Here is a 21329-nt window from a genome sequence, read left to right as displayed (position 1 = left end):
ACACATCTCCTGTGGGAGCTGCGGTGAGTCCGAATTACAGTTTTTCCTCCAGCACCTTGTTGAGCTCGGCCCCATCGATGCTCAGCGTCGCGGTGTTGAGCATGCCGTCCAGATACGCCTGGGCGATCTGTTCCTGACGTTGTGCCCGCAAGGCCTGAGTCAGTTGGTCACGCAATTCGTCGAGGGTCGCGGTACGGGCCGGTTGTTGCTCGGTGAGTTTGATCACGTGGAAGCCAGCGCTGCTTTGAACGGGATCGGACACCGCGCCGACCTTGAGTCGCGCCACGGCGCCACGCACTTCCGGCACCAGTTGCTGCAACGGTTGCAGGCCGGTGTCACCACCGCGCTCGGCAGTGAGCCGATCCTGAGAAAACTCCTTGGCCATCGCTGCAAAGTCCGTCGGAGATGCTTGCGCCTTCTTGCTCAAGTCCGCCGCCTGCTTGCGCACGGTCTCAAGGTTCTGCGGCTCGTTCACCCCAAGGAAAATCTGGCTGACCCGATACAGCGTCGGCGTCTGCCAGTTGGCCTTGCCCGCGTCATAGGCCTGCTGCAATTCGACGGCGCTCGGATAATCCGCCGGCACTTTGCTCACCGACTGCAAATAGTCGCGGAACACGATCTGCTCAGTGGCGGCGCGGGTCTGCCGAACCACGTCCGGACGCTGCGCCCAGCCCTGGGCGTCGGCCTGTTCCAGCACGGCTTTTTCGGCCAGGCGTGAACGTATCCAGCGCTCCAGCGCCTCACGATTGCCGCGCAGTTGCTCGCGGGTCTGCGGTGGAACAGCCGCCAGCAGCGCCTGCAATTCCTCCGGTGTGACTTGCTGATTGCCCAACCGCGCCACCGCCGGCCCGGCACTGGCACCCACGACCGGCGCCGGTTGCTGGGCGGCGACCGGGTCATTGCCCGGCCGCACCACCAGCGCCACGGCCACCACCAACAGCGCCACCGCAGCGGCGCTGATCACCATGGCAGGTTTCGTCACAGCGCGACTTCCTCTTGCTCAACCTTTGGAGCCTGGGCGGCGGCGTTCTGGGTGAAGTCACGCAGGTACACGATGAATTCCTGCAGCAGGCGATCCCACAGTTCCAGATTGCCGCGCAGGTAATCGCTGCTGACGCCAGCGGCCACCACCACGTCCATTTCCATCACCAGAAACTCGCCCTGCAACGACAACCGGGCAAAGCGACGGGTCGCGTTCCACTGCTCGGCCACACCCGACGGCAATTCACCCTGTACGCGCAGTGCGCAGCTGAAGGTGAAGTCGACGTAGCTGCCCTGCTCTACCACCGCCGGGTTGCCGAAACGCACCGCGTAACCGATGCCCTGACTGGCGCTCAGCAGTTGAACGATGCCGTTCTGTTCGGTCTGGTTGACGCGGTAACCGGCGGCTTGCAGCACTTCGGTCAGGGATTGTGGAGATACGTGGGAGATCAATTGAGTCATTACTTCTTCCTTGTCTATGAGTCTTTTAATCAGTGCGCGATCGCGGCTTGCGGCGCATCGAATTGTGTCTTGTACAGGTCATCGCCGAAGCCCTGAGCCAGTTCATCGAACTTGACCCGGGCGCTGCCGGCGAAGGGCTGGCGGATCTTCATCACCTCGGCCACATCGATGTTTTCGTAGGCGGTAAGGATCTGCTTGGCCACGCCGTACATTTGTTGATTCTTGACCGAACATTGCTGCACTTGTGTGTCACGTTCGGCCAATTGCGCTTGAAGCTTAGACCGTTCTGCCTCTTTGGCACGGGCCATGACCAACAGCTCGTCATAGGCCTTCTTGAACTTGCCGGTCTGCTCGTTGCTGGCCGCCACCTGCGCCTGGGCCTGGCTGTGCAGGCTCTGTTGCTGCCCGGCCAGTTGCTCGGCGAGGCCTTTGGCTTTGGCCAGTTCGGCAGTCAATTGCTTGATTTGCGCCTGCGCTGCCTTGGCTTCGTTCTGCGCCGCCAGTTGCGCGGCGCTGGCCTGGGCTTGCTGACTTTGCAGGGTTTGCAGCTGCTGGGTGGTGCTGCGCAACTGGGTGCGCAGACGTTCCTCCATGCCTTCGGCGCTGGCCCCGCTGGCAACAATCAAACCCAGACCCAACAACAAGATTCGCGTGTGCATTTGCCTCTCCCGGCGCCTTAGAAGCGCGTGTTGATCTCGAGCTGCAAGACGTCGATGTCGAACGGCGCGCCATACACCGCCTCGGTGCTCATCCAGCGACCGGTGGCGTAGACGTTCTTCGCCAGACCGTAGTTGCCCCCGAGGATGTAACCCTTGGCGTTGGTGCCGCCGAGGTGGAACGACGAGTCGTTGAAGCCGTCCGGCAAGGCATCCGGCTGGATGTACTTGTAGCCGGCGAACAGGTTCCAGTCGCCCTGCTTCTTCAGGTCCAGCGCGTTGCCGAGGGTGAACTGCACCATCCACGCATTGGCGCCGCTTTCGATGTTGCCGCTGCTGTCGAGGTTGTTGACCAGTTGCCCGGCCGAACGCTTGCGCATGTCGCCTTCGTCGTAGCCGAGGTTGTGGATGTAGTTGCCCTGGCTGCGCAGTTTGAAGTCCGCAGGCAGGTCGGCGTCCCAGACCAGGTTCAGGTCCAGCAGGTTGAACTCCGACGCCAGGCCAACAAATTGCGGCTGCGGCGTGGTGGTCGGGTTGAGCGGGTTCGGCGTGATGTCGCGCAGCAGAAACACGCTGTTGCCCTTCTGCATGAACGCCGCGCGGGTGCCGTCGCTGTCGCAGCCCGGCGCGCCGGCCCACGGCTCGCAAGGGCTGGAGCGCTGGCCCTGAATGTCTTCGAAGCGGTAGTAGGCCAACGCACCTTTCAAGCGGTTGTTGCTGTTGATCGCCCACTTGGCGCCGACCTGCGCGCCGTACAGCCATTTGTTGTCGCTTTCTTCCTTGTCGAAGCCGTTGCTGGTGGTGGTGTCGCTGGTGTAATCCACCGGGAACGCGCCGACGGTGCCGAACACGCCCCAGTCGCGGTTCAGTTTGTGGTCGAAAATTGCCGCCACACCGTCGAAATTCAGGTCGTTGGAATACAGCATGTCGGTGGACATGAACGGGTTGCCGAAGCGGCCACCGGTCAGGGTCAGTTCATCCGACGGCTTCCAGGTCAGGTAGCCCTGATCGAGCCAGATGTCCTTTTTGGCAAAACCGCCGCCGAGGTTCTGGGTGGTCGACACCGGGTTGTTGTCCGAGCCGGTGCCGATGCGGATGCCGGCGGTCCATTCCGGCGAAATTTCCGCCTTCATGCCCAGCCGCGCGCGCAGGCGGAACAGGTTGGTGCGGTCTTCACGGGTGTTGAGCAACGGCGGCAACGCGGTGCTGCTGTTGGGGTTCACGTCGTACGGGCCGTTGTTGTTGAGTCGGGCGAAGTCGACGATTTCGTTGCTGTTGCTGCCCGAGTAGTAGCGCGATTCGTCACGCAGGCGAATATCGCCGTCGAAGCTGATGCGCGACGCCCAGTCCGGAAAGGTGTTGGGCGCGGCCCAGTTTTCCTGCTTGGCGGTGGCCATGACTTCAGCCTTGACCTGATCACGGATCTGGTCGCGCACCGCGGCCGGCACGTATTGCACCCGCACATCGCCCGGTGCGGCGACCGGCCCGGCCGCCACGGCGGTAGACGCCGCAGCCTGCTTGGCCTGGGCCGCTTCGTTCTGGGCCTGGGCGATCAAAGCGTCGGCCTTGTCCTGTTTCAGAATGCCCTGCTCGACCAGCAAGCGGATCAGATTGATCGTGGCGTTCTCCGAGGGCGCAGGCGCTGCCGCGGCCTGACCGACCAGGGTCGCGATGACCATGCCGACCGCCAGGGACAATCGATTCACGTTGGAAATCATCTGCACACAACTCCTTTTCATACAACTTTATGAATTCGGTTAACCCGGACGCCGCCCTTGCAGGGACATGCGCACAGGCAAGGTGATGGAGGCCGGTGGCCGTTCGCTCAGATGGGGCGCGTTACGCAACGCGGCCAGCACCTGCGTGTCGATCTCGGGGTTGCCGCTGGACTTGACCAGTTCGACCCGGGTGATCTCGCCGACTCCGCTCAGCCAGACATCGGCCTGCAGCGAGAACGCGAGGTTGCGCAGGTCCGGGTTCTCGCGCAGCAGCTTCTGGAAGGTGAACGCGAGGAACTGGCTGTAAGTACCGTTGCCCACACGCCCACCACCGGCGCCGGCCATGCCGCCGCCCTTGCCCGCGCCGATGTTGAAGGCGTCGTTGCCGCTCTGGGCGTCGCCGTCCATTTGCATCGGGTTGGCCAGGTCGTCCGCCGGCGATGGCGGCGCTTCTTCCTCGGGTTTCACTTCCTGTGGCTCGGGTGTCGGCTCCGGCTCGACGACTTTTTCTTCCACCGGGGTTTCCGGCTCCGGCGGTTTTTCCGGCGGCGGAGGTGGCGGTGGCGGCAACGGAATGATCGTCGGCACCTTCGGTGCTTCCCGGCGGATGCCGCTCATGTCGTTGGCCCACTGCCACAGGAACCACGCGGCGAGTGCGCCGAGGATCAGCCCGGCGCCCCACTTCACGTAGCGCACTGGCGACTTCTTCACCGGCAGCGGTTCGATTGGCATCTGTGCAGTCATGACTCAGCCCTGCGTCGGTTTGCCGGTGACGAGACCGACCTGGGACAGTTCGAGCCGGCGCAACAGATCCAGCACTTCGATGACCTTCTGGTACTGCACCGTGGCGTCGCCGCGCACGATCACCGGGAAGTCCGGGTTCTGCGCCTTCTCGATGCGCAGGCGCTCTTCCAGCTCCGGCAGGGTCACCGGGTAGGCGTCGAGGAACACCTGGCCGCCGTCGTTGACCGAAATCGCCTTGGTCTTGGCCTCGGACAGCGACACCGCGGCGCTGGCCTTGGGCAGGTTGATCTGGATCCCGGAGACCTGTGCGGTGGCGGTGAGGATGAACATCACCAGCACCACCATCAGCACGTCCACCAGTGGCGTGATGTTGATGCTGTCTACCGCTGCATCTTCATCATCGTCGTGGGAGGCATTTACGGACGCCATGTCAGTGCTCCTCAGGCCGGTACGGAGTGGTTGGCGTGATGACCGCGCTGATGCGCCGCTTCACTGGACTGACCTTCGCCGTGCATCTCCGCCAGACGGGTGATGAACTCGTCGACGAACACGCGCATGTCGGCGCTGACTTCCTTGTTGCGGGTGATCAGACGGTTGTAGCCAAACAGCGCCGGGATTGCGACGAACAGGCCCATGGCCGTGGCGAGCAACGCGGCCGCCATACCCGGCGCAATGGCGTTGATGTTGACGTCACCGGCCATGGCGGTGCCGAGGAACACCACCATGATCCCCAGCACGGTGCCGAGCAGGCCGATGTACGGGCCGCCGGCGATGGCGTTGGACAGGGTCGAGAGTTTCGAGCTCAGTTGCTGGTTTTCCCGGGTGCGCACGCCGTCCATGGAGCAGCGGATGGCTTCGATGGTCGCGGCGGAGACGGACGAGGTATCGGCGCCCTGCTCGCGGCGGGTGCGGATCTCTTTCACCGCCACCTGGTACAGGCGCCACAGCGGCGAGTGCTGCAGGCGCTGGGCGAGTTGCGTGTCGTCGGCGAACATTTCCAGGCGCGTGCCGACCTTGGCGAACTGCACGCGGAAGTCTTCGTTGGCAGCGGTGACACGGCTCAGGGTGCGGTTCTTGCGCAGCATGATGATCCACGACTGGAACATCATCAGCACCAGCACCGCGATGATCACCCAGGCGTCCACCGGTACCGCGTTGAGCAGGAAGCCGAGGCTGCCGAAACCGAAACCGGACTGTTCTTCATCGACGCCATAGGAGACCAGTTTCGACTCGGCACCCTGGGAGGTAGCGTCGGCCAGCAGCAGCGGTGCCGGACGGGCGACTTTCGACAGGCGCAGTTCGTCGATGGCGCCCACGAACGGCTGGAAAGGACCTTCGTGCAGGTCGGCGCCGATGGCCATGACCGAGTTGAACGCCGGCATCGCTTGAGCCAGCGTCGCACCTTCGCGACCGTTGATGTACAGCGTCACTTTCGAACCTTCCGCGGTCAGTGCGACGTGTTGCCATTGACCCGGATTCAGCGGTTGCGTGGCCACGGCGCGCTGGCCGTCGATCTCCACGAACGGTACGCCCTGATTCACACCGACCAGCAGGCTGTTGGTGCCTTCGCGGCGGGCCAGGATCAGTTGCTCGCCATTGGCCTGATCCAGTCGCAGCCAGGCACTGAAGGTGAAGGCGCTGCCAGCGTTGTGCTGCAACGACGGACTGGCCGGCAGCAGCAACGGCTGGCCGCTGAACTGCAGGGCCCGCCCTACCACGCCGTCAATCGCGGCGCCGGTCGCGCTCTGCGCGGTGTTGCCGTAGGCGGTGGTGTCTTTGGCCGGGGTGCCGGTGGCGCCATCGAAGTGATAGAGCGCGGTGTAATTCGGATCGAATGTGAGCTGACCGTTACTGGTGGCCGGGGCTTTCTGGTTGCCGTAATACATCCAGATGTCCTGGCGCTGACCGCCCTCGACATTCGGCACATCGACCCAGATCAGCGCCATGCCCATCAACGCGTCGAAGCTTTCGATCTGGTGGTTGAGCACGGTCTTGTCGTCGGCTGCGACGAAGCGCAGGTCCGAGCCGTCCTCTTTCACGCCATCAAAGGTGAAGTTGCCGGTGTGCAGGCGCACCAGCAGCGCAGTGCGACCCAAGGCCTGATTGATTCCGGCACCTTGTGGCGTGGTGTCGACGGCGATCTGTTTGCGGTAATGCCAGTCGTCCTGCCACCAGGCCTGAGCCGTGGCCGGGAGCACGAAGCCCAGGCAGATCAACAACGAAAGGAATAGGCGCTGCATGGAAAGTGCTCCTTGTTAGAAAGTGGCCTGTAGGTTGAAGTGCAGGCGCGATTCCTGTTTCGAGGTGTTCGGCCCTTCGAGTAGCGGATAGCCCCAGTCGACGCTGCCGGACAGCCATTTGCTCAGGCTGGCGCGGGTGCCGAGGCCGACACTGGCCAGGGCGTAACTGGCGTCCTGGTCCGGCAGTTCGTCGCGCAGGTAGAGTTGCGCGCCTTCGGCGAAGGCGTAGAAGCGCCAGTCCTGCATCCAGGTGCCGGCGTACTTGGCCAGGGACGGTGTGCGGACTTCCTGGCTGAGCAGCACACCGTCATCGCCGGTGCGCTCGGCGGCCAGATAGCCGCGTACCGAGGTCGCGCCGCCGGCAGAGAATTGTTCGTTGGAAACCAGTGGCCCCGACGCCAGCTGGAATGCGGCTTTGCTCGCGCTCTGCCAGTCGTTGTCGAAGGTCCAGGTGAAACTGGTATCGCCCTTGAGCACGGCAAAACTCGGCTTGGCGCGGTAGCGCTTGTAGTCGAACTCTTCGTCGGAGCTGCCGTAGCCGAAAATGCTGCGAGTGGCCGCGACCAGGCTGAGGCCGAGGCCGAGCTGGCTTTTTTCGGTGTAGCGATAGCCGTTGTAGGCGAAGGTGAACGGCGCGTATTTCAGCGGCACCTTGTCGCTCTCACCGGACAGGGTCAGGCGTTCGTCGAAGTCCTTGAAGTCGATGCCGGCCGACAGCGAGTTCGACCAACTGCCGCTGGACGGGATGGTGTAGATCGCCGACACGCCGTAGGAATGGCCCTTGCCGAGCACATTGCTGCCGCCGATGGTGGCGACGTTACTGTCGGACTGGTAACCGGAGAACTGCACGCTCCAGCGGTCGGTCAGCGGCGCGGTGTAGGAGCCGGACCAGACCTTGGCGTTGTCGGTGTCCTGCGGTGCGGTGAAGTAGGTCAGGTTAATGCTGTGGCCGAGCTGCCAGAGGTTGTTGTAACCGAGGCTGGTTACGGCGCGCAGCTTTTCGGTGTCGGCGCTGTAGTCGTTGTTCAGACCCACGCTGGCGGTCCACGGGTTCTGGTCTTCGACTTGCAGATCGACGTCCATGGTGCCGGGGCGCTGACCTTCGCGCACCAGCGGCATCACCTGCCGGCCCGGGGTCTTGTTGAGTTGCGCCAGTTCGCCCTGGACCTTGGCGAAGTCCGGCACTTCGCCTTCCTTCAGCGCCGGGACGTTGTCACGGATGTCCAGTGGCGAATAGTGTTTGGCGCCGACCACCCGCACCCGGCCGACCTTGGTCTCGCTGACTTGCAGGTAGACGATGCCGTCGGCCACCGCCTGCTCCGGCAGTTCGACGAACACCGATTGATAGCCGCGTTCCTGATAGACCTTCTGCAAGGCGTCCCGCGCGCCTTCGATGTCGCTCAGGGCTTTTTGCGGGCCGAGGAACGGGTACACCGCTTCTTCGATGGCCCGGGCATCGAGCACGGTGTTGCCGCGCACGAAGTATTCGTTGACGTCCACTAGACGCTGCGCACCTGCGTTTGCGGCCTCCTCGGCGAACGCCGGCTGCACGCCGGCCGTCACCAGCAGCCAGCCCCACAGCGCCAGCCGTGACGTGAAAATCTGCTCCACACTACCCCCTGAAATTCGCGATGACCTGTTGGCGTCTCGGCGCCCTGTGTATTGCGTCGGTTGCTGGCCGCCGTCAGTTGCTGACGTGCGGGGCGCAGGCGTGCTTGCCGAGCCAGGTGTGCAGCAGCGCGAAGTTCAAGGAGAACTCGGGCATTTGCAGCAAGGCACCGCAGAACACTTCGCCAATGATTTTCTGAATGAGCAGCACCGCACGGGGCTCGTTGAGCAGCGTGGCGATGTCGCGACTGAGGACGTTGTAGCTCCAGACTTTCTGGTTCAGGCCCAGACCGACGAACCAGCGGAACAGCAGGTTGTAATTGAGTTGCTCGAACAACTGCTGCTCGCTCGGCACCGAATACAACAGTTGCAGGAGCAGGATATGCATGACTGTTTGCGCCGGGATCAGCATGCCGGGCTGGGCGTTGAGTTCGTGCAGGAGATCGGCGTGGGCGTCAAACAGGTCGTCGATCTGCGGGCGCAACAGCACCAGCGAATGACCCGGCGGAATGTAGCTGGAAACCTCTTTCAAGGCGCCCTGCCAGTCATCCTGCGACACGATCCAGACCCACGGCGCGCCGTAGCGATACACCGAAACCGGCTTCTTGCGCGCGGCTTCGACGATCTTCGACAGGCGTTGATCGAGTTCCTGCATGCCCACTTTCGAGTAGCGTTCCATAGTCCCCATTGCCTCACTCCCGGCGTCCCGCCTCGGCTTGTGAAAAGCGCCCAAAGGGCCCCTCAAGCGCGTTACATAGGCATGACCGGACTGGCGATGTGCTACCGAACTTTTGTCATAAAAGCTTCATTACAGAATTTGATCGGGAAACGGCGGGCATAAAAAAACCTGTGGGAACTGGCTGGTTCCCACAGGTTTTCGTCGTGATTTAACGTCAGGAATAAACCGGCCAGGTATCGACGATCTTGCCACCACGCACCGCCAGCAAGTCACCGAATTGCAGAAGGACGGCTTCGGTCTGCGTCGGCCGCAGGAACACCTGATCTTCCACCGTCAGCCCCACGGCATTCGAACCATTGACCATCTCCTGATTCGAGCTGCGCCCGTAAACACCATTGCTCTGAAGTCCCGGCGGCGACTCGAATTCGGACATCCAGTTGCCGCCATAGATAAAGAAAGTCTGGCGCTGGTTGGCGTCCCACCACGAAAACAGTTTCGACTTGTCATCCAGTGCCGGGATGTTCACCGCGCCGGTGCTTTTCAATACCGGCGTGGCGATGTACGTGGCAGGTACATGCTCCACCAGTGACGGCAGATCGTAGTGCGTCGGCTTGAGCATCGCCGTGCCCACCGAGACTTCGCTGCTCAGGCTTTCGTTTTCGTGCATGCGATAACTTGGGCTTCCGGCAGTGTTCAGGCACAAGCCGTCATGCCACAGCGCCGGATATTGCTGCCGGGTGAAGTCGACGCAGCGCTGATAAATCACCATCACTTTGGCGAACAATTCCTCGGGTGAACCGAGAATCCCCGGCACGCCCATGCCCACGAACGGGTCGTAACCCATGAAGCCGGCGAATTCCAGGTGCTGCGGGTTGGCGGCGATCAGCGCGAGCATCTGCCCGAGCACGCTCACGTCACTGACGCCGCCCCGGTGCAGTCCGACGTCCAGTTCGATGTTGATCCGCATCCGGGTGCCCAGCCCTTGGGCCAGCGCGAGGTATTGCTGCAGACGTTCGGGGTTGTCGATCAGCCATTGCAGTTGCTTCGCCGGGTCGAACGGGCCTTTGTGGGTCTGGTAGAACAGCTCGGCAGAACGGACCGGCAACGGCTTGCCGAGCAGGATGTCGGACTGCGGATAGACCAGCGCATCGTGATTGAGAAACGGCTGATGAAACGACATCAACCGTTGCGTCCCGGCCCGTTGGCCGATGTAACTGAGCAGCCCCGGCGACGGCAGCGATTTCTCCACCAGTCGCAGGTGCTTGCCGCTGCGTTTCACTGAACCCATCACCACGTCGATGTTGTGGTCGAGGCGATCCAGATCGATCAACAACACCGGGCGCATCGGACCTTTGGTCTTGAGCTCGTTGTTCAGCGCCCGGAAATACTCGCTGTAAGGCCCGCCGCGATCCCCCGGCCGCAGCCACGCCCCTACGCCCACGAGCAAGGCGCCGACGCCCAAAGTTCCGAGCACGAAATTACGTCGATTGACCGCCATCAGCTCACCCCCAGAATCGACGACAGATGCCCGTTGAGAAACTTGCCGCTCGGGTCCAGCGCCTGGCGTACCTGAATGAATTCCTGCCAGCGCGGGTACAACGTCTGCAACGTGCGCGCGTTGAGCGTGTGCAATTTTCCCCAGTGCGGGCGGCCGTTGTACTTCCAGAAGATCGGTTCGACGGCGGCGAAGAAGTTGTGATGGTCCATCTGGTAATGCTGGTGGACCGAGATCGAACAGCTGTCGCGACCTTCGAACATGCTCAAAGGAATGTCGTCGGCCTTGACGTACCGGTACTCGATGGGAAACCAGGTGCGCAGGTCCTTGTCGCGGATCAGCTTGAGAATCTCGCGCAGGCACGCCGGACCATGTTCGGCCGGCACCGAGTATTCCATCTCATTGAAGCGCACGGTGCGCACGTTGGCGTAAATGTCGAACGAGTCGCCCACCCGATCCTCGAAACTCGCCAGATGCCGCAGGCTGTTGAGCAGCGAACTGCGCAGACCCGGGAAGTCGCTGCCGTACTTGTCGATCTTCTCGATCAGGGTCACGAACTCGTTGCCGCCCTCCTCTTCGGGCGGGATCGGCGGCGTGGGCGGGTCGGTGGTTTCGTTGAGGGCGATGGACAAGGCGTAGTCGGAATGGGTGACGACGAGCATTTCCCAGTGCTGGTTTTCCGACGTGTTCTTGTCGATGTCTTCCAGCAACTCTTCGGTCTTGGCGATCCACTGGCGTTCGCGCAGGCGGTAGGCCGGGCGGTTTTGCAGGCGGATTTTGGTGGCCACACCCAATGCGCCGAGGGACACCCGGGCGGCGTTGAACACTTCGGGATGACGCTGGCTGTCGCAGTCCAGCACCTCGCCGCTGGCGGTTACCAGTTGCATGCCGCAGACGTGGGCGGAATAGGACTGGAAGGTTTTGCCGGTGCCGTGGGTGGATGTGGAAATCGCCCCGGCGAGGGTCTGGTAGTCGATGTCGGCCATGTTTTGCAGGGCCTGGCCGACGTCCTTGAGCGGCGTGCCCATGCGCGACATCGGCGTGCCGGCGGCGAATTCGGCTTGCAGGGTTTTCGGGTCGTGATCGAGCAGGCCGTTGAAGTAGCTCAGCGACAGCAACGTGCCGTCGGTGGGCACCAAGGCGCTGAAGGAATGTGCCGAGCCGACCGGACGAATCTTGCCCGGTGCCTGCCGGATCACCGCCGTCAGTTCATCCAGATTCTTCGGCGCCACCCGCGCCGCCGGCAGGCAGCTCTGGCCGCCCGACCAGTTGCGCCACGGGATCAACCGGGGTGCGCGCATCAATTGGCCCAAGGCCGGATTCGTCGCCAGCGCACTGAAAGCGCCGACGATGCTTGCCCGTTGCAACAGCTGACGTCGAGTCAGATCCATCGTCATGCGCGCACCCTTATTGTGGCAGCGGCTGATCGGCCATGAAGCCGATCAACTGGAGGAATTGTTCTTCCGAGCATTCGACGCACTGGCCCATCGGCGGCATGCCGTTGTAGCCGTTGATGGCGTGGTCGAGCAGCGTGTCGGCGCCCTGCTGGATGCGCGGCTCCCAGGCCTTGCGGTCACCGGTCAGCGGCGCATTCGCGGCAGGGTTGGCATGGCAGAGCTGGCAACTGTTGGCGTAGATCTGCGCCAGCGCCGGGTCTTTGGGAATGGCGTTGTTGGTGCTGGCCGGGGGTTTGGGGTCTTCGCCGCAGCCGGTCAGTGCAGCGACCAGCATCAGCAGCAACGTGATTCGGGATGCCCGCATAACGATCCTCGCGTGGGGTGCCACTTATTGTTGTGATCACACCTTAAGGCAGCGACGCCAGCACGTTGAGGGCATTGCGGGCCAGCGAAGGGGGCATCCGGGGACAGCCAGGACGCAGCTCGACATCGTCTAAACGACGGATATTATGCTGAGCCCTCTGCCCTGCGCCTTTGCGTGACATTCGCGTGACATTTGCGGGTTTAAATTGCAGCGCGTTCAGGCGTATAACCTGTACAGACTTTTCAATTGGCAAGCAGGGTAGCGACATGACCACAGCAAACATCCTTGGCAATCTGTTCCCTTCTGTCAGCGACATCCCGGAAAAATACCGCCTCGACGGTCAGGTCGAACAACGTGAATACCTGGTCGATGGCCAGTTGCGCCGCTGGGACGGCCCCCTCGCCACCGTGCTCAGCCCGGTCTATCTGCACGGTGAAAACGGCGATGAACAAGTGATCCTCGGCAGCACGCCGCTGCTGGACGCCGACACCGCCCTGACTGCCCTCGACGCCGCCGTCCGCGCCTACGACCGGGGCCAGGGCCTGTGGCCGACCATGCGTGTGGCCGAACGAATCCAGCATGTCGAAGCCTTCCTCGGACGCATGCGCCAGCAGCGCGAAGCCGTGGTGAAACTGCTGATGTGGGAAATCGGCAAGAATCTCAAGGACTCGGAAAAAGAGTTCGACCGCACCTGCGACTACATCGTCGACACCATCAACGCGCTGAAAGAACTCGACCGCCGCTCCAGCCGCTTCGAGCTGGAACAGGACACCCTCGGCCAGATCCGCCGCGTACCGCTTGGCGTGGCGCTGTGCATGGGGCCTTACAACTATCCGTTGAACGAAACGTTCACCACGCTGATTCCGGCGCTGATCATGGGCAACACCGTGGTGTTCAAACCGGCCAAGCTCGGGGTGCTGCTGATCCGGCCGCTGCTCGAAGCCTTCCGCGACAGCTTCCCGACCGGCGTGATCAACGTGATCTACGGCAGCGGCCGCGAGACCGTCAGCGCGCTGATGGCCAGCGGCAAGATCGACATCTTCGCGTTCATTGGCACCAACAAGGCCGCCAGCGACCTGAAGAAGCTGCACCCGAAACCGCACCGTTTGCGCGCCGCGCTGGGGCTGGATGCAAAGAACCCCGGCATCGTCCTGCCGGAAGTGGATCTGGACAACGCCGTCAGCGAAGCGGTCACCGGCTCCCTGTCGTTCAACGGCCAGCGCTGCACCGCATTGAAAATCCTGTTCGTGCATGAAGACGTGGTCGAAAGCTTCATCGAGAAATTCAACGCCAAACTGGCCAGCCTGAAACCGGGCATGCCGTGGGACAGCGGCGTGTCGCTGACGCCGCTGCCGGAGTCGGGCAAGGTCGATTACTTGCACGGCCTGGTCGCCGATGCGCAAAGCAAGGGCGCCCAGTTGGTCAACCCGAATGGCGGCGAGTCGCGGGAATCGTTCTTCTATCCGGCGGTGCTGTACCCGGTGACGCCGCAGATGCGCGTGTATCAGGAAGAGCAGTTCGGCCCGGTAGTGCCGATCGTGCCGTACCGTCACCTCGATACCGTGATCGACTACGTGCTGGAGTCGGACTTCGGCCAGCAACTGAGCATCTTTGGCACCAACCCGGTGGCGGTCGGCCGTTTGGTCGACACCTTCGCCAACCAGGTCGGGCGGATCAACCTCAACGCTCAGTGCCAGCGCGGCCCGGACACCTACCCGTTCAACGGGCGCAAGAACTCCGCCGAAGGCACGCTGTCGGTACACGATGCGCTGCGGGTGTTTTCGATCCGTACGCTGGTGGCGACCAAATTCCAGGAACCCAACAAGGATCTGATCAGCGAAATCATTCGCGGGCGCGATTCGAACTTCATTGCCACCGATTACATCTTCTGAGGAGGAATCACCGCTGAGCACTTTCAGCCCTCACCGCTGGCCGCCGCTGTTGCGGCGGATTCTGCGGCCGTTGCTGGACCCGTACCGTCGCTACCGGCATGCGCGGCTGATTCATGCGGTGCGGGTAGCACTGGGACTGCTGGCGACAATCCTGCTGACCACCGGCATCAGCCTGCCCCACGGCGAATGGGCGTCGGTGACCATGCTGGTGGTCATCGGCGGTTTGCAGCATCACGGCAACATCGGCAAGAAAGCCGCCGAGCGCGCTACCGGCACCTTGATCGGTGCCGGCGTCGGTCTGTTATTGGTGGCGCAACAGGCCTGGCTCGGCCTGCCGTGGCTGACGTATTTTGCAATGGCGGTGGTGTGCGGATTCTTCTCGTATCACGCCATCGGCAAGGGCGGCTACACCGCCCTGCTCTCGGCCATTACCGTTTTTATCGTCGCCGGACATGGCGACAACCCGATCACCGACGGGCTGTGGCGCGGGGTCGATATCCTGATCGGTATCGCCCTGGCCCTGGCCTTTTCCTTCGCCCTGCCGCTGTACGCGGTGTACTCATGGCGCTACAACCTGGCCGACGCGTTGCGCGACTGCGCAACCGTGTACGGGCGGATCATCAGCGGCGAGCCGGTTTCCGCCGATGAACATCTTAAACTGATGGGCCGCTTGAACACGGTGATGGTGCAACTGCGTTCGCTGATGCCGTCAGTGTCCAAGGAAGTGAAGGTCTCGATGACCGAACTAGACGCGATCCAGCGCAACCTGCGCATGTGCATCAGCACCCTGGAAATCCTCGGCAATACCCGGCCGGACACCAACGACCCTGAAGCCATGGCCCATCTGCAATCGGCCTTGAAGGCCGAGCATCGGCAGATCCGTGTGCAACTGATCGGCATGGCCCGGGCCCTGAAAACCGGTTCGACTCAGCGCCTCGGGCGCCCGGTGGAATTGCCGGACGCCAGCCTCGACGCACCGGTTTACAGCCCGCTGGACGGTTACCGTCTGCTGACCCGGCAACTGGCGTCCAACATCGGCGAAATGCGCCAGCGCCTGGCGAAGACCGCACCACGCTGGAACATCTGAGGATTACTGCGCCGCCAGGCGTCGCGACTTGAAGCCCCAGCCCTGTTGCATCCCGGCGGCGGCCAGCAGGATTGCCGCCACGCCAACCCATTGCAGGGTCTGCAGTTGATGGCCGAAGGCAAACCAGTCGACAAAAATCGCTGCAATCGGATAGATGAACGACAGTGCGCCGGTCAGTGCCGTCGGCAGTTTCTGGATCGCGCCGTAGAGCAACACGTACATCAGACCGGTGTGGACGATGCCCAGCGTCACCAGACTGGCCCAGGCACTCGGCGCCTGTGGCAGCGCGTTCAGGTGGGCGAACGGTGCCAGCAGCAACACACCAGTGCAGACCTGGATCAGTGCGATCAGGTGTGGCGGCGTGCCGGTCAGTCGCTTGATGATCAACGCGGCGATGGCGTACAGAAACGCCGCCCCCAGCGCCAGCGCGATGCCCATCAGGTAATCATTGCCACCCTCGCCCTGCCCGCCGTGGGCACTGACGATGGCCAGCATGCCCATAAACGAAATCGCCAGCCAGAACAGCTTTTGCAGGGTGATTTTCTCGCCCAGAAACAGCGCCGCCAATCCCACCAGCATGAACGGCTGCACGTTGTACACCGCCGTACCGATGGCAATCGAGGCCCGTGAATAGGAGGCGAACAACAGCACCCAGTTGCCGACGATCGCCACACCGCTGAGCACGGCCAGCAGGAACGTGGTGCTGGTCAGAATGCCCGGCCGCAAAAAGCCGAAGGCGGCGCAGATCAGCAGCAAGGTTCCGGCGCCGAATACGCAGCGCCAGAACACCACGTCCAGCACCGGTTGCCCGGACACCAGCACAAACCAGCCGATCGTCCCGGATATCAGCATGGCAGCGGTCATTTCAAATGAGCCGCGACGGATTGTTTTGTCCATCATCAATCTCCTTAATGTGTGGCAAAAGTATGCCAAGCGAGACCGGGGCTTCTCCAGCGCAAAAAGCAGGCTAAACTCGATTTCCGCCTTTTTTATCAAGGGTGGTTTGCGTCACTCGCCTAATGCGGGAGTTATTTGTATGACCGACGATATTGACCAGATCCTGATCGGGGCCTTGATGGAAGACTCCCGGCGTTCGCTCAAGGCCCTGGCGCAGATCAGCGGGCTGTCCTCGCCGAGTGTGGCCGAGCGCTTGCGCCGACTGGAAGAGCGCGGCGTGCTCAAGGGCTACACCCTGGAGATCGATCCGAAATGCTTCGGCTACCAGTTGCAGGCCATCGTTCGCGTGCGGCCATTGCCGGGACAGTTGCAGGAAGTGGAGCGGCAGATTATGTCGATTCCCGAGTTCACCGAGTGCGACAAGGTTACCGGCGAAGACTGCTTCATCGCCCGCCTGCATGTGCGGTCGATGGAGCAGCTGGATACCTTGCTCGACCGCCTCAATACCCTGGCCGAAACCAACACCGCGATCGTCAAGAAGACTCCGGTCAAACGACGATTGCCGCCGATGGCGTAAGCGGCGTAGATTGAGTTTTTTCCGGCGAAGGATTGGCGGCATGAAAATTCAGGCAATGATGCTGGCGGTGTTGATGCTGGCTGGGTGCGGGACGGTGCAGACCGTGGCGTTCAGTGACAAGCACTCCACTGAGCAGTTGAAAGCGAACAAATCCTACTGCGGCGCCGTGCCACGCATTTACAGCGGCGTGACTTACGACTTCTGCTTGCTGCACGCCGAAAAGCCGGATGATGTCGATGCGTTCAACTACAAGAACGCGACGCCGGGCCTGCTGGTCGATGCGGCCGTGTCGGGAGTGCTCGATACATTGCTGTTGCCCTACACGATCTATAAGCAACAGGCCGATGGCAGCATCGTGATCAATTGATCGCCTGCTCTCTTTTTCGCAGACAACAAAATGTATGGTCAGCCCATCTCCTGCAACCTCATGGGCTGTTTTCGGTAAAGCTGGCTTGCGCTAATGTATCCGGGCTCATTGTGAGCGTTGCGCCACAACGCTCGACCCTCGATGAGTAGCCGCTCCCGACTGTCCTGAAAAAACCCTCAGCTTCTGAAGCTGATTTTGTTGCCAGGTTCTCAGTCGGGCCGTTTGCCGTTTACTGTCATCAGTCAGTGACGTCGCAAAAGCCGGTGTTAAAGCTGTACGTTCAAGCGTTCGGATGTGGGTCGTACTGGCCGCCTTTCGCCAGTACCGCCCACACGATTCGTGCCAGTTTGTTCGCCAGCGCGCAGGCGACGATATTGGAGTGCCGACGCGTCAGCAGCTCTCGAACCCAAGGCCCCAACGCATCATCCCTACCGTCGATATGCTGCATGATGGCTCGTGCGCCCTGCACCAGCAGCCGGCGTATGTGCTTGTCGCCGCGTTTTGTGATCCCCAGCAGCACTGTCTTTCCGCCGGTTGAATGCTGTTTCGGTACCAACCCCAACGAAGCCGAGAAATCACGTGCGCTGCGATAGTTCGAGACATCCCCTATATCTGCCAGCAAGGCGCTGGCAGTGATCGGGCCGATGCCAGGGATGCTCTGCAAACGGCTTCCGGCGTCGTCCTCTTTCAACTGTTGCTTGAGGTCGGACTCGATGTCCTTGATCTCTTGGTCCAGTTGCTGAATCTGCCGGTAGAGACGCATCACCAAACCCTTGAGGCGCAACGGCACCGAGTGTTGCGGGTTGTCGAGCAACATCGGCACATGATGCAGCGCAGCGGTTCCAATAGGCAGGCTGATCCCGAACTCCAGCAGAAACCCATGAATCTGGTTGATCGCGACGGTGCGATGGCCAATCAGGGAATCTCGGACACGATGCAGCGCTGAAAGCGTTGTTGCTCTGCGGTTTTGATCGAGCAGAAGCGCATCGCGGGGCGGCTTGCCGCCTCGCAAATCGCTTCGGCATCAATGAAGTCGTTTTTGTTGCCTTTGACGAACGGTTTGACGTACTGCGGGGCGATCAGCTTCACCTCGTGGCCCAAAGTGCCGATCTGTCGAGCAAGCCAGTGAGCGCCGCCGCATGACTCCATCACCACCGTGCAGGCCGGTAGCTGGGCCAAGGTGCTGAGCAATTGGCCACGATTGGTTTTCTTGCGCATTACCTGATGACCTTTGGCATCCTGGCCATGCAGGTGGAAACTGTGTTTGCCAATGTCGATACCGAGAAGCGTCATCGTGTTCATGAGAGATCCTCCGCCGAAAACGAGAAAAGCCCTGCAAGCGTAAACCTGCAGGGCTTCTCGGTCAGGCTGACCATCTCAAAAACCCGCTCTCGCGGGTTTTTTGTTTATAGCGGTGTAGCGATCAGTCGTCGCGGCTCATGATGCCGAAGATCTGCAACAGGCTGATGAACAGGTTGTAGATCGATACATACAGGCTGATGGTCGCCATGATGTAGTTGCGCTCGCCGCCGTGGATGATGGCGCTGGTCTGGAACAGGATGCAGACCGACGAGAACAGCACGAAACCTGCGCTGATCGCCAGTTGCAGGCCGCTGATCTGGAAGAACATGCTCGCCAGCGTTGCACCCAGCAACACGAAGAAACCTGCGGTGATGAAGCCACCGAGGAAGCTCATGTCCTTGCGGGTGATCAGCACGTAGGCCGACAGGCCACCGAACACCAGTGCAGTCATCGCGAACGCGGAGCTGACCACTTCAGCGCCGCCCTGCATGCCCAGGTAACGGTTGAGGATCGGGCCGAGCAGGAAACCCATGAAACCGGTCAGGGCAAACGCCGACACCAGGCCCCAGGCCGAATCACGGAGTTTGTTGGTGAGGAAGAACAAGCCGTAGAAACCGATCAGCACCACGAAAATATTCGGGTAGCCGACGCGCATCTGCTGGGCCACGAAAGCCATCACACCGCTGAAAGCGAGGGTGAGCGCCAGCAAGCCGTATGTGTTGCGCAGGACGCGGCTAACCTCTAGCTGCTCAGCCTGCACGCTGTTGTGAACTGCGTAATCCTGTTCGCGCATGGCGACACTCCTGTTGGTTTGAAACGTTCAGTCGCAAAGATGATAACAGACGCTCTGTAACAAGCCATGCACAGAGTTTGACAGTGTGTTTCATTCAGGTATTATGGCGCCCGCAACGCAACGGAGGTGTGGCCGAGTGGTTTAAGGCAACGGTCTTGAAAACCGTCGACTGTAACAGGTCCATGAGTTCGAATCCCATCGCCTCCGCCATATTTGATACGACAAAGCCCTGATTATTCAGGGCTTTGTCGTTTCTGGCGTTCTGAAAATTCCGCGTCATTCAGGAAGCGTTCCATAACTATTCTGGACGTCCCCGGCCGCAGAGCTTCCTGCCATCACCCGCCACGGTGTTGCCCAGATCTTTGCGGCCTTCGTATCCGCGCTGGGCATCCGTCGGCCCCCGGACCTCACGCACCCAGCGCAATTGGCCGGATTCATGACCGGTTTGGGCGATGAACGCGGCAACGCGCCTGGCGCCAACAATTTGGAACCGCTGCATTGCCGTAACGAGAGCAAGTGCAAAATCGCCGGCTTTGGCGCCGACGTTCGGGAGGATTTGCAGCAACTGCTGCTGGGTGATCGGCATGGTTTTCTCCAGGGTACAAAAAAGCCCGCACTGGGCGGGCTTCGTACAAACGGATCATTTAGGTTGTAGCAGCATTGGCTTCCGGCTGAGATTTCTCTCTCTTTTCCTTGTACATCCGAATAAACGGATACTCGATAGCATATGAAGCAGCCAATGCCACTATCAAGCTAATAAAAAGATACCCGGCAAGTCCATTGTATTGATGATAAACAAACATATGCAACAAATACAATGGATACGCCAACCTTGCAATCACATTAACATAGGCAGATGAAATATTTTTATCATACAAAGCGTAAACAACAAGAGAGAACCCAATGGCCAAGACTGTTGGAATAATTACGCCATCCCTGGTCAGCATACCAACGCTAGGATATTTATCAGCGCCAGGAACATTCCAGATGTAGAAAAATGCCGAAAGAACCACAAATAGCCCAACTATTAAAGATAACCCCTTAAATGCTCTTACACCTTTTAAAACGGCGTATGCCACGGCAACACCAAACACAAGCTCATCGTATCTATAGTATGGCTTTATAAACAAAAAAAACTGCCAGTTTGTATCATCCGGTGAGTAACCCGATGACAAATAGAACCTCAAAATCATAAAAGAGACAAATACCGCTACAACACCAACCCAAACAGCCCTGAAGCGAACAAGTAAAATAATTAAAAACGGGGCCGTCATATAGAAAAGCATCTCGACGACCAAACTCCAGGTTATCTGATAAAAAGGAAGATCAGCACCCCAAATATCATAAACGATAGTTTGAATGAAAATAGAATGAGCTAAAAATATTCTCACATACTCAGCAACAGACCCTGAATACCCCCTACTTGAAAGCTCACAAATATAAACAAAAACAGAAAACATATAAAGCGGATAAATTCTTAACAAACGGCTGGATATATATTTTCCATATGAAAAATATCCAGAATCCACGGATGAAAAGATTATTTTACCGACCAGAAAACCGGACAGTATGAAAAACAGATCAACACCAGCCCAGCCAAACCTAAAGACTGTCGGCATATTATGCCAAACCAGAACCATAACGATTGCAATAGCCCTAAGAAGGTCCAAGCCCTGATACTTACTATTACTACTTAAATATTGCCACCATTCAGCAGTGTAACTTCTCATCCACGCACTCACGCAGTATTTTCACTGCATGAGTCTACCATGGAAATTTGAGAGCCGTCCTGCGCGGCGTTTACGTCCCTACTGGACAGGCTGGCATCTCCGGCAATATAGCTGTGATATCCCCAGAACAGGTGCGAACGATGGCGCGCAGATCCTCTACATACCCACCAGTCCTCCGGGAAAGCTACACCAGCTCTGAAACAGCGAATAGCTACCACATCAGTGTTGAGTAAAGCTGCGCGAGCGGCTTTCTGCAGATCACGCCAAGCCTGTGGCAGGGATTTGGAAAAGCAGCAATTATTTCCTCATCGGTAGGCTAAGATCTCTCCCTTCATCAAAT

General features: G+C 60.3%; 19 protein-coding genes, 1 tRNA gene and 2 pseudogenes. 5 read left to right on the top strand and 17 right to left on the bottom strand.

The window, feature by feature from the left end; all coding sequences use genetic code 11:
* Nucleotides 1-34: 34 nt before the first annotated feature.
* The 12 genes from DLD99_RS13165 to DLD99_RS13110 all read right to left on the bottom strand — a co-directional run bounded on the left by DLD99_RS13165 (nt 35) and on the right by DLD99_RS13110 (nt 12344).
* Nucleotides 35-967: a peptidylprolyl isomerase gene (locus DLD99_RS13165; protein WP_425273016.1), complete on the bottom strand. Its 933-nt coding sequence runs from the start codon at nt 965-967 to the stop codon at nt 35-37.
* An 11-nt stretch (nt 968-978) separates the two neighbouring features.
* Nucleotides 979-1443 (bottom strand): YbjN domain-containing protein, encoded by a 465-nt coding sequence (locus DLD99_RS13160; RefSeq protein WP_114882641.1) that lies wholly within the window; start codon nt 1441-1443, stop codon nt 979-981.
* Between the two features lie 29 nt (nt 1444-1472).
* Nucleotides 1473-2102: a DNA repair protein gene (locus DLD99_RS13155; RefSeq protein ID WP_114882639.1), complete on the bottom strand. Its 630-nt coding sequence runs from the start codon at nt 2100-2102 to the stop codon at nt 1473-1475.
* 17 nt (nt 2103-2119) lie between these two features.
* Nucleotides 2120-3817 (bottom strand): putative porin, encoded by a 1698-nt coding sequence (locus DLD99_RS13150; RefSeq protein ID WP_114882637.1) that lies wholly within the window; start codon nt 3815-3817, stop codon nt 2120-2122.
* A 39-nt stretch (nt 3818-3856) separates the two neighbouring features.
* Nucleotides 3857-4561 (bottom strand): energy transducer TonB family protein, encoded by a 705-nt coding sequence (locus DLD99_RS13145; RefSeq protein WP_114882635.1) that lies wholly within the window; start codon nt 4559-4561, stop codon nt 3857-3859.
* Between the two features lie 3 nt (nt 4562-4564).
* Nucleotides 4565-4990, bottom strand: coding sequence for an ExbD/TolR family protein (locus DLD99_RS13140; protein ID WP_007955109.1), 426 nt, complete (start codon nt 4988-4990; stop codon nt 4565-4567).
* Nucleotides 4991-5001: 11 nt separating this feature from the next.
* A complete protein-coding gene (locus tag DLD99_RS13135; protein ID WP_114882633.1) occupies nt 5002-6801 on the bottom strand; it encodes a DUF2341 domain-containing protein in 1800 nt (599 codons plus the stop codon).
* Nucleotides 6802-6816: 15 nt separating this feature from the next.
* Complete coding sequence (locus tag DLD99_RS13130) at nt 6817-8412, bottom strand: ShlB/FhaC/HecB family hemolysin secretion/activation protein (RefSeq protein ID WP_114882631.1); 1596 nt, start codon at nt 8410-8412, stop codon at nt 6817-6819.
* A gap of 73 nt (nt 8413-8485) precedes the next feature.
* Nucleotides 8486-9097 (bottom strand): transposase, encoded by a 612-nt coding sequence (locus DLD99_RS13125; protein WP_114882629.1) that lies wholly within the window; start codon nt 9095-9097, stop codon nt 8486-8488.
* Nucleotides 9098-9302: 205 nt separating this feature from the next.
* Complete coding sequence (locus tag DLD99_RS13120) at nt 9303-10511, bottom strand: DSD1 family PLP-dependent enzyme (RefSeq protein ID WP_162803525.1); 1209 nt, start codon at nt 10509-10511, stop codon at nt 9303-9305.
* Nucleotides 10512-10585: 74 nt separating this feature from the next.
* Nucleotides 10586-11914 carry a D-arabinono-1,4-lactone oxidase gene (locus DLD99_RS13115; protein WP_162803524.1) on the bottom strand — a complete coding sequence of 443 codons (1329 nt, stop codon included), beginning with the start codon at nt 11912-11914 and terminating at the stop codon, nt 10586-10588.
* A gap of 76 nt (nt 11915-11990) precedes the next feature.
* Nucleotides 11991-12344: a c-type cytochrome gene (locus DLD99_RS13110; protein WP_114882623.1), complete on the bottom strand. Its 354-nt coding sequence runs from the start codon at nt 12342-12344 to the stop codon at nt 11991-11993.
* Between the two features lie 266 nt (nt 12345-12610).
* Between DLD99_RS13110 and DLD99_RS13105 the strand changes: the two genes are divergently transcribed.
* Together DLD99_RS13105 and DLD99_RS13100 are read left to right on the top strand one after the other, a co-directional pair.
* Nucleotides 12611-14236 (top strand): NADP-dependent glyceraldehyde-3-phosphate dehydrogenase, encoded by a 1626-nt coding sequence (locus DLD99_RS13105; protein WP_114882621.1) that lies wholly within the window; start codon nt 12611-12613, stop codon nt 14234-14236.
* 46 nt (nt 14237-14282) lie between these two features.
* Complete coding sequence (locus DLD99_RS13100) at nt 14283-15323, top strand: FUSC family protein (RefSeq protein WP_208647530.1); 1041 nt, start codon at nt 14283-14285, stop codon at nt 15321-15323.
* Nucleotides 15324-15326: 3 nt separating this feature from the next.
* Here DLD99_RS13100 and DLD99_RS13095 read toward each other — a convergent pair whose 3' ends face one another.
* Nucleotides 15327-16220, bottom strand: coding sequence for a DMT family transporter (locus DLD99_RS13095; RefSeq protein ID WP_114882619.1), 894 nt, complete (start codon nt 16218-16220; stop codon nt 15327-15329).
* A gap of 139 nt (nt 16221-16359) precedes the next feature.
* On the opposite strand from DLD99_RS13095, the gene DLD99_RS13090 reads away from it, so the two are divergent.
* Both DLD99_RS13090 and DLD99_RS13085 read left to right on the top strand, forming a co-directional pair.
* Nucleotides 16360-16797 carry an Lrp/AsnC family transcriptional regulator gene (locus DLD99_RS13090; protein WP_114882617.1) on the top strand — a complete coding sequence of 146 codons (438 nt, stop codon included), beginning with the start codon at nt 16360-16362 and terminating at the stop codon, nt 16795-16797.
* A 40-nt stretch (nt 16798-16837) separates the two neighbouring features.
* Nucleotides 16838-17164: a YceK/YidQ family lipoprotein gene (locus tag DLD99_RS13085; protein WP_085708259.1), complete on the top strand. Its 327-nt coding sequence runs from the start codon at nt 16838-16840 to the stop codon at nt 17162-17164.
* A gap of 280 nt (nt 17165-17444) precedes the next feature.
* Here the strand turns inward: DLD99_RS13085 and DLD99_RS13080 are convergent.
* A pseudogene (locus DLD99_RS13080) lies at nt 17445-18466 on the bottom strand (IS110 family RNA-guided transposase).
* 121 nt (nt 18467-18587) lie between these two features.
* Nucleotides 18588-19259: a Bax inhibitor-1/YccA family protein gene (locus DLD99_RS13075; RefSeq protein ID WP_027613775.1), complete on the bottom strand. Its 672-nt coding sequence runs from the start codon at nt 19257-19259 to the stop codon at nt 18588-18590.
* 122 nt (nt 19260-19381) lie between these two features.
* Between DLD99_RS13075 and DLD99_RS13070 the strand changes: the two genes are divergently transcribed.
* A tRNA-Ser gene (locus DLD99_RS13070) sits at nt 19382-19469 on the top strand.
* A gap of 100 nt (nt 19470-19569) precedes the next feature.
* On the opposite strand, the pseudogene DLD99_RS13065 reads toward DLD99_RS13070, so the two are convergent.
* Both DLD99_RS13065 and DLD99_RS13060 read right to left on the bottom strand, forming a co-directional pair.
* Nucleotides 19570-19845: pseudogene (locus DLD99_RS13065) on the bottom strand (glycoside hydrolase family 19 protein); the annotation flags it as partial.
* A gap of 58 nt (nt 19846-19903) precedes the next feature.
* The gene (locus DLD99_RS13060) at nt 19904-20989 is read right to left on the bottom strand and encodes an acyltransferase family protein (protein ID WP_114882615.1); all 1086 of its coding nucleotides are present in this window, start codon (nt 20987-20989) and stop codon (nt 19904-19906) included.
* Nucleotides 20990-21329 lie beyond the last annotated feature (340 nt).

Source organism: Pseudomonas kribbensis (assembly GCF_003352185.1).
Lineage (GTDB): Bacteria > Pseudomonadota > Gammaproteobacteria > Pseudomonadales > Pseudomonadaceae > Aquipseudomonas > Aquipseudomonas kribbensis.
This window is presented reverse-complemented; position numbering and strand designations above follow the sequence as displayed.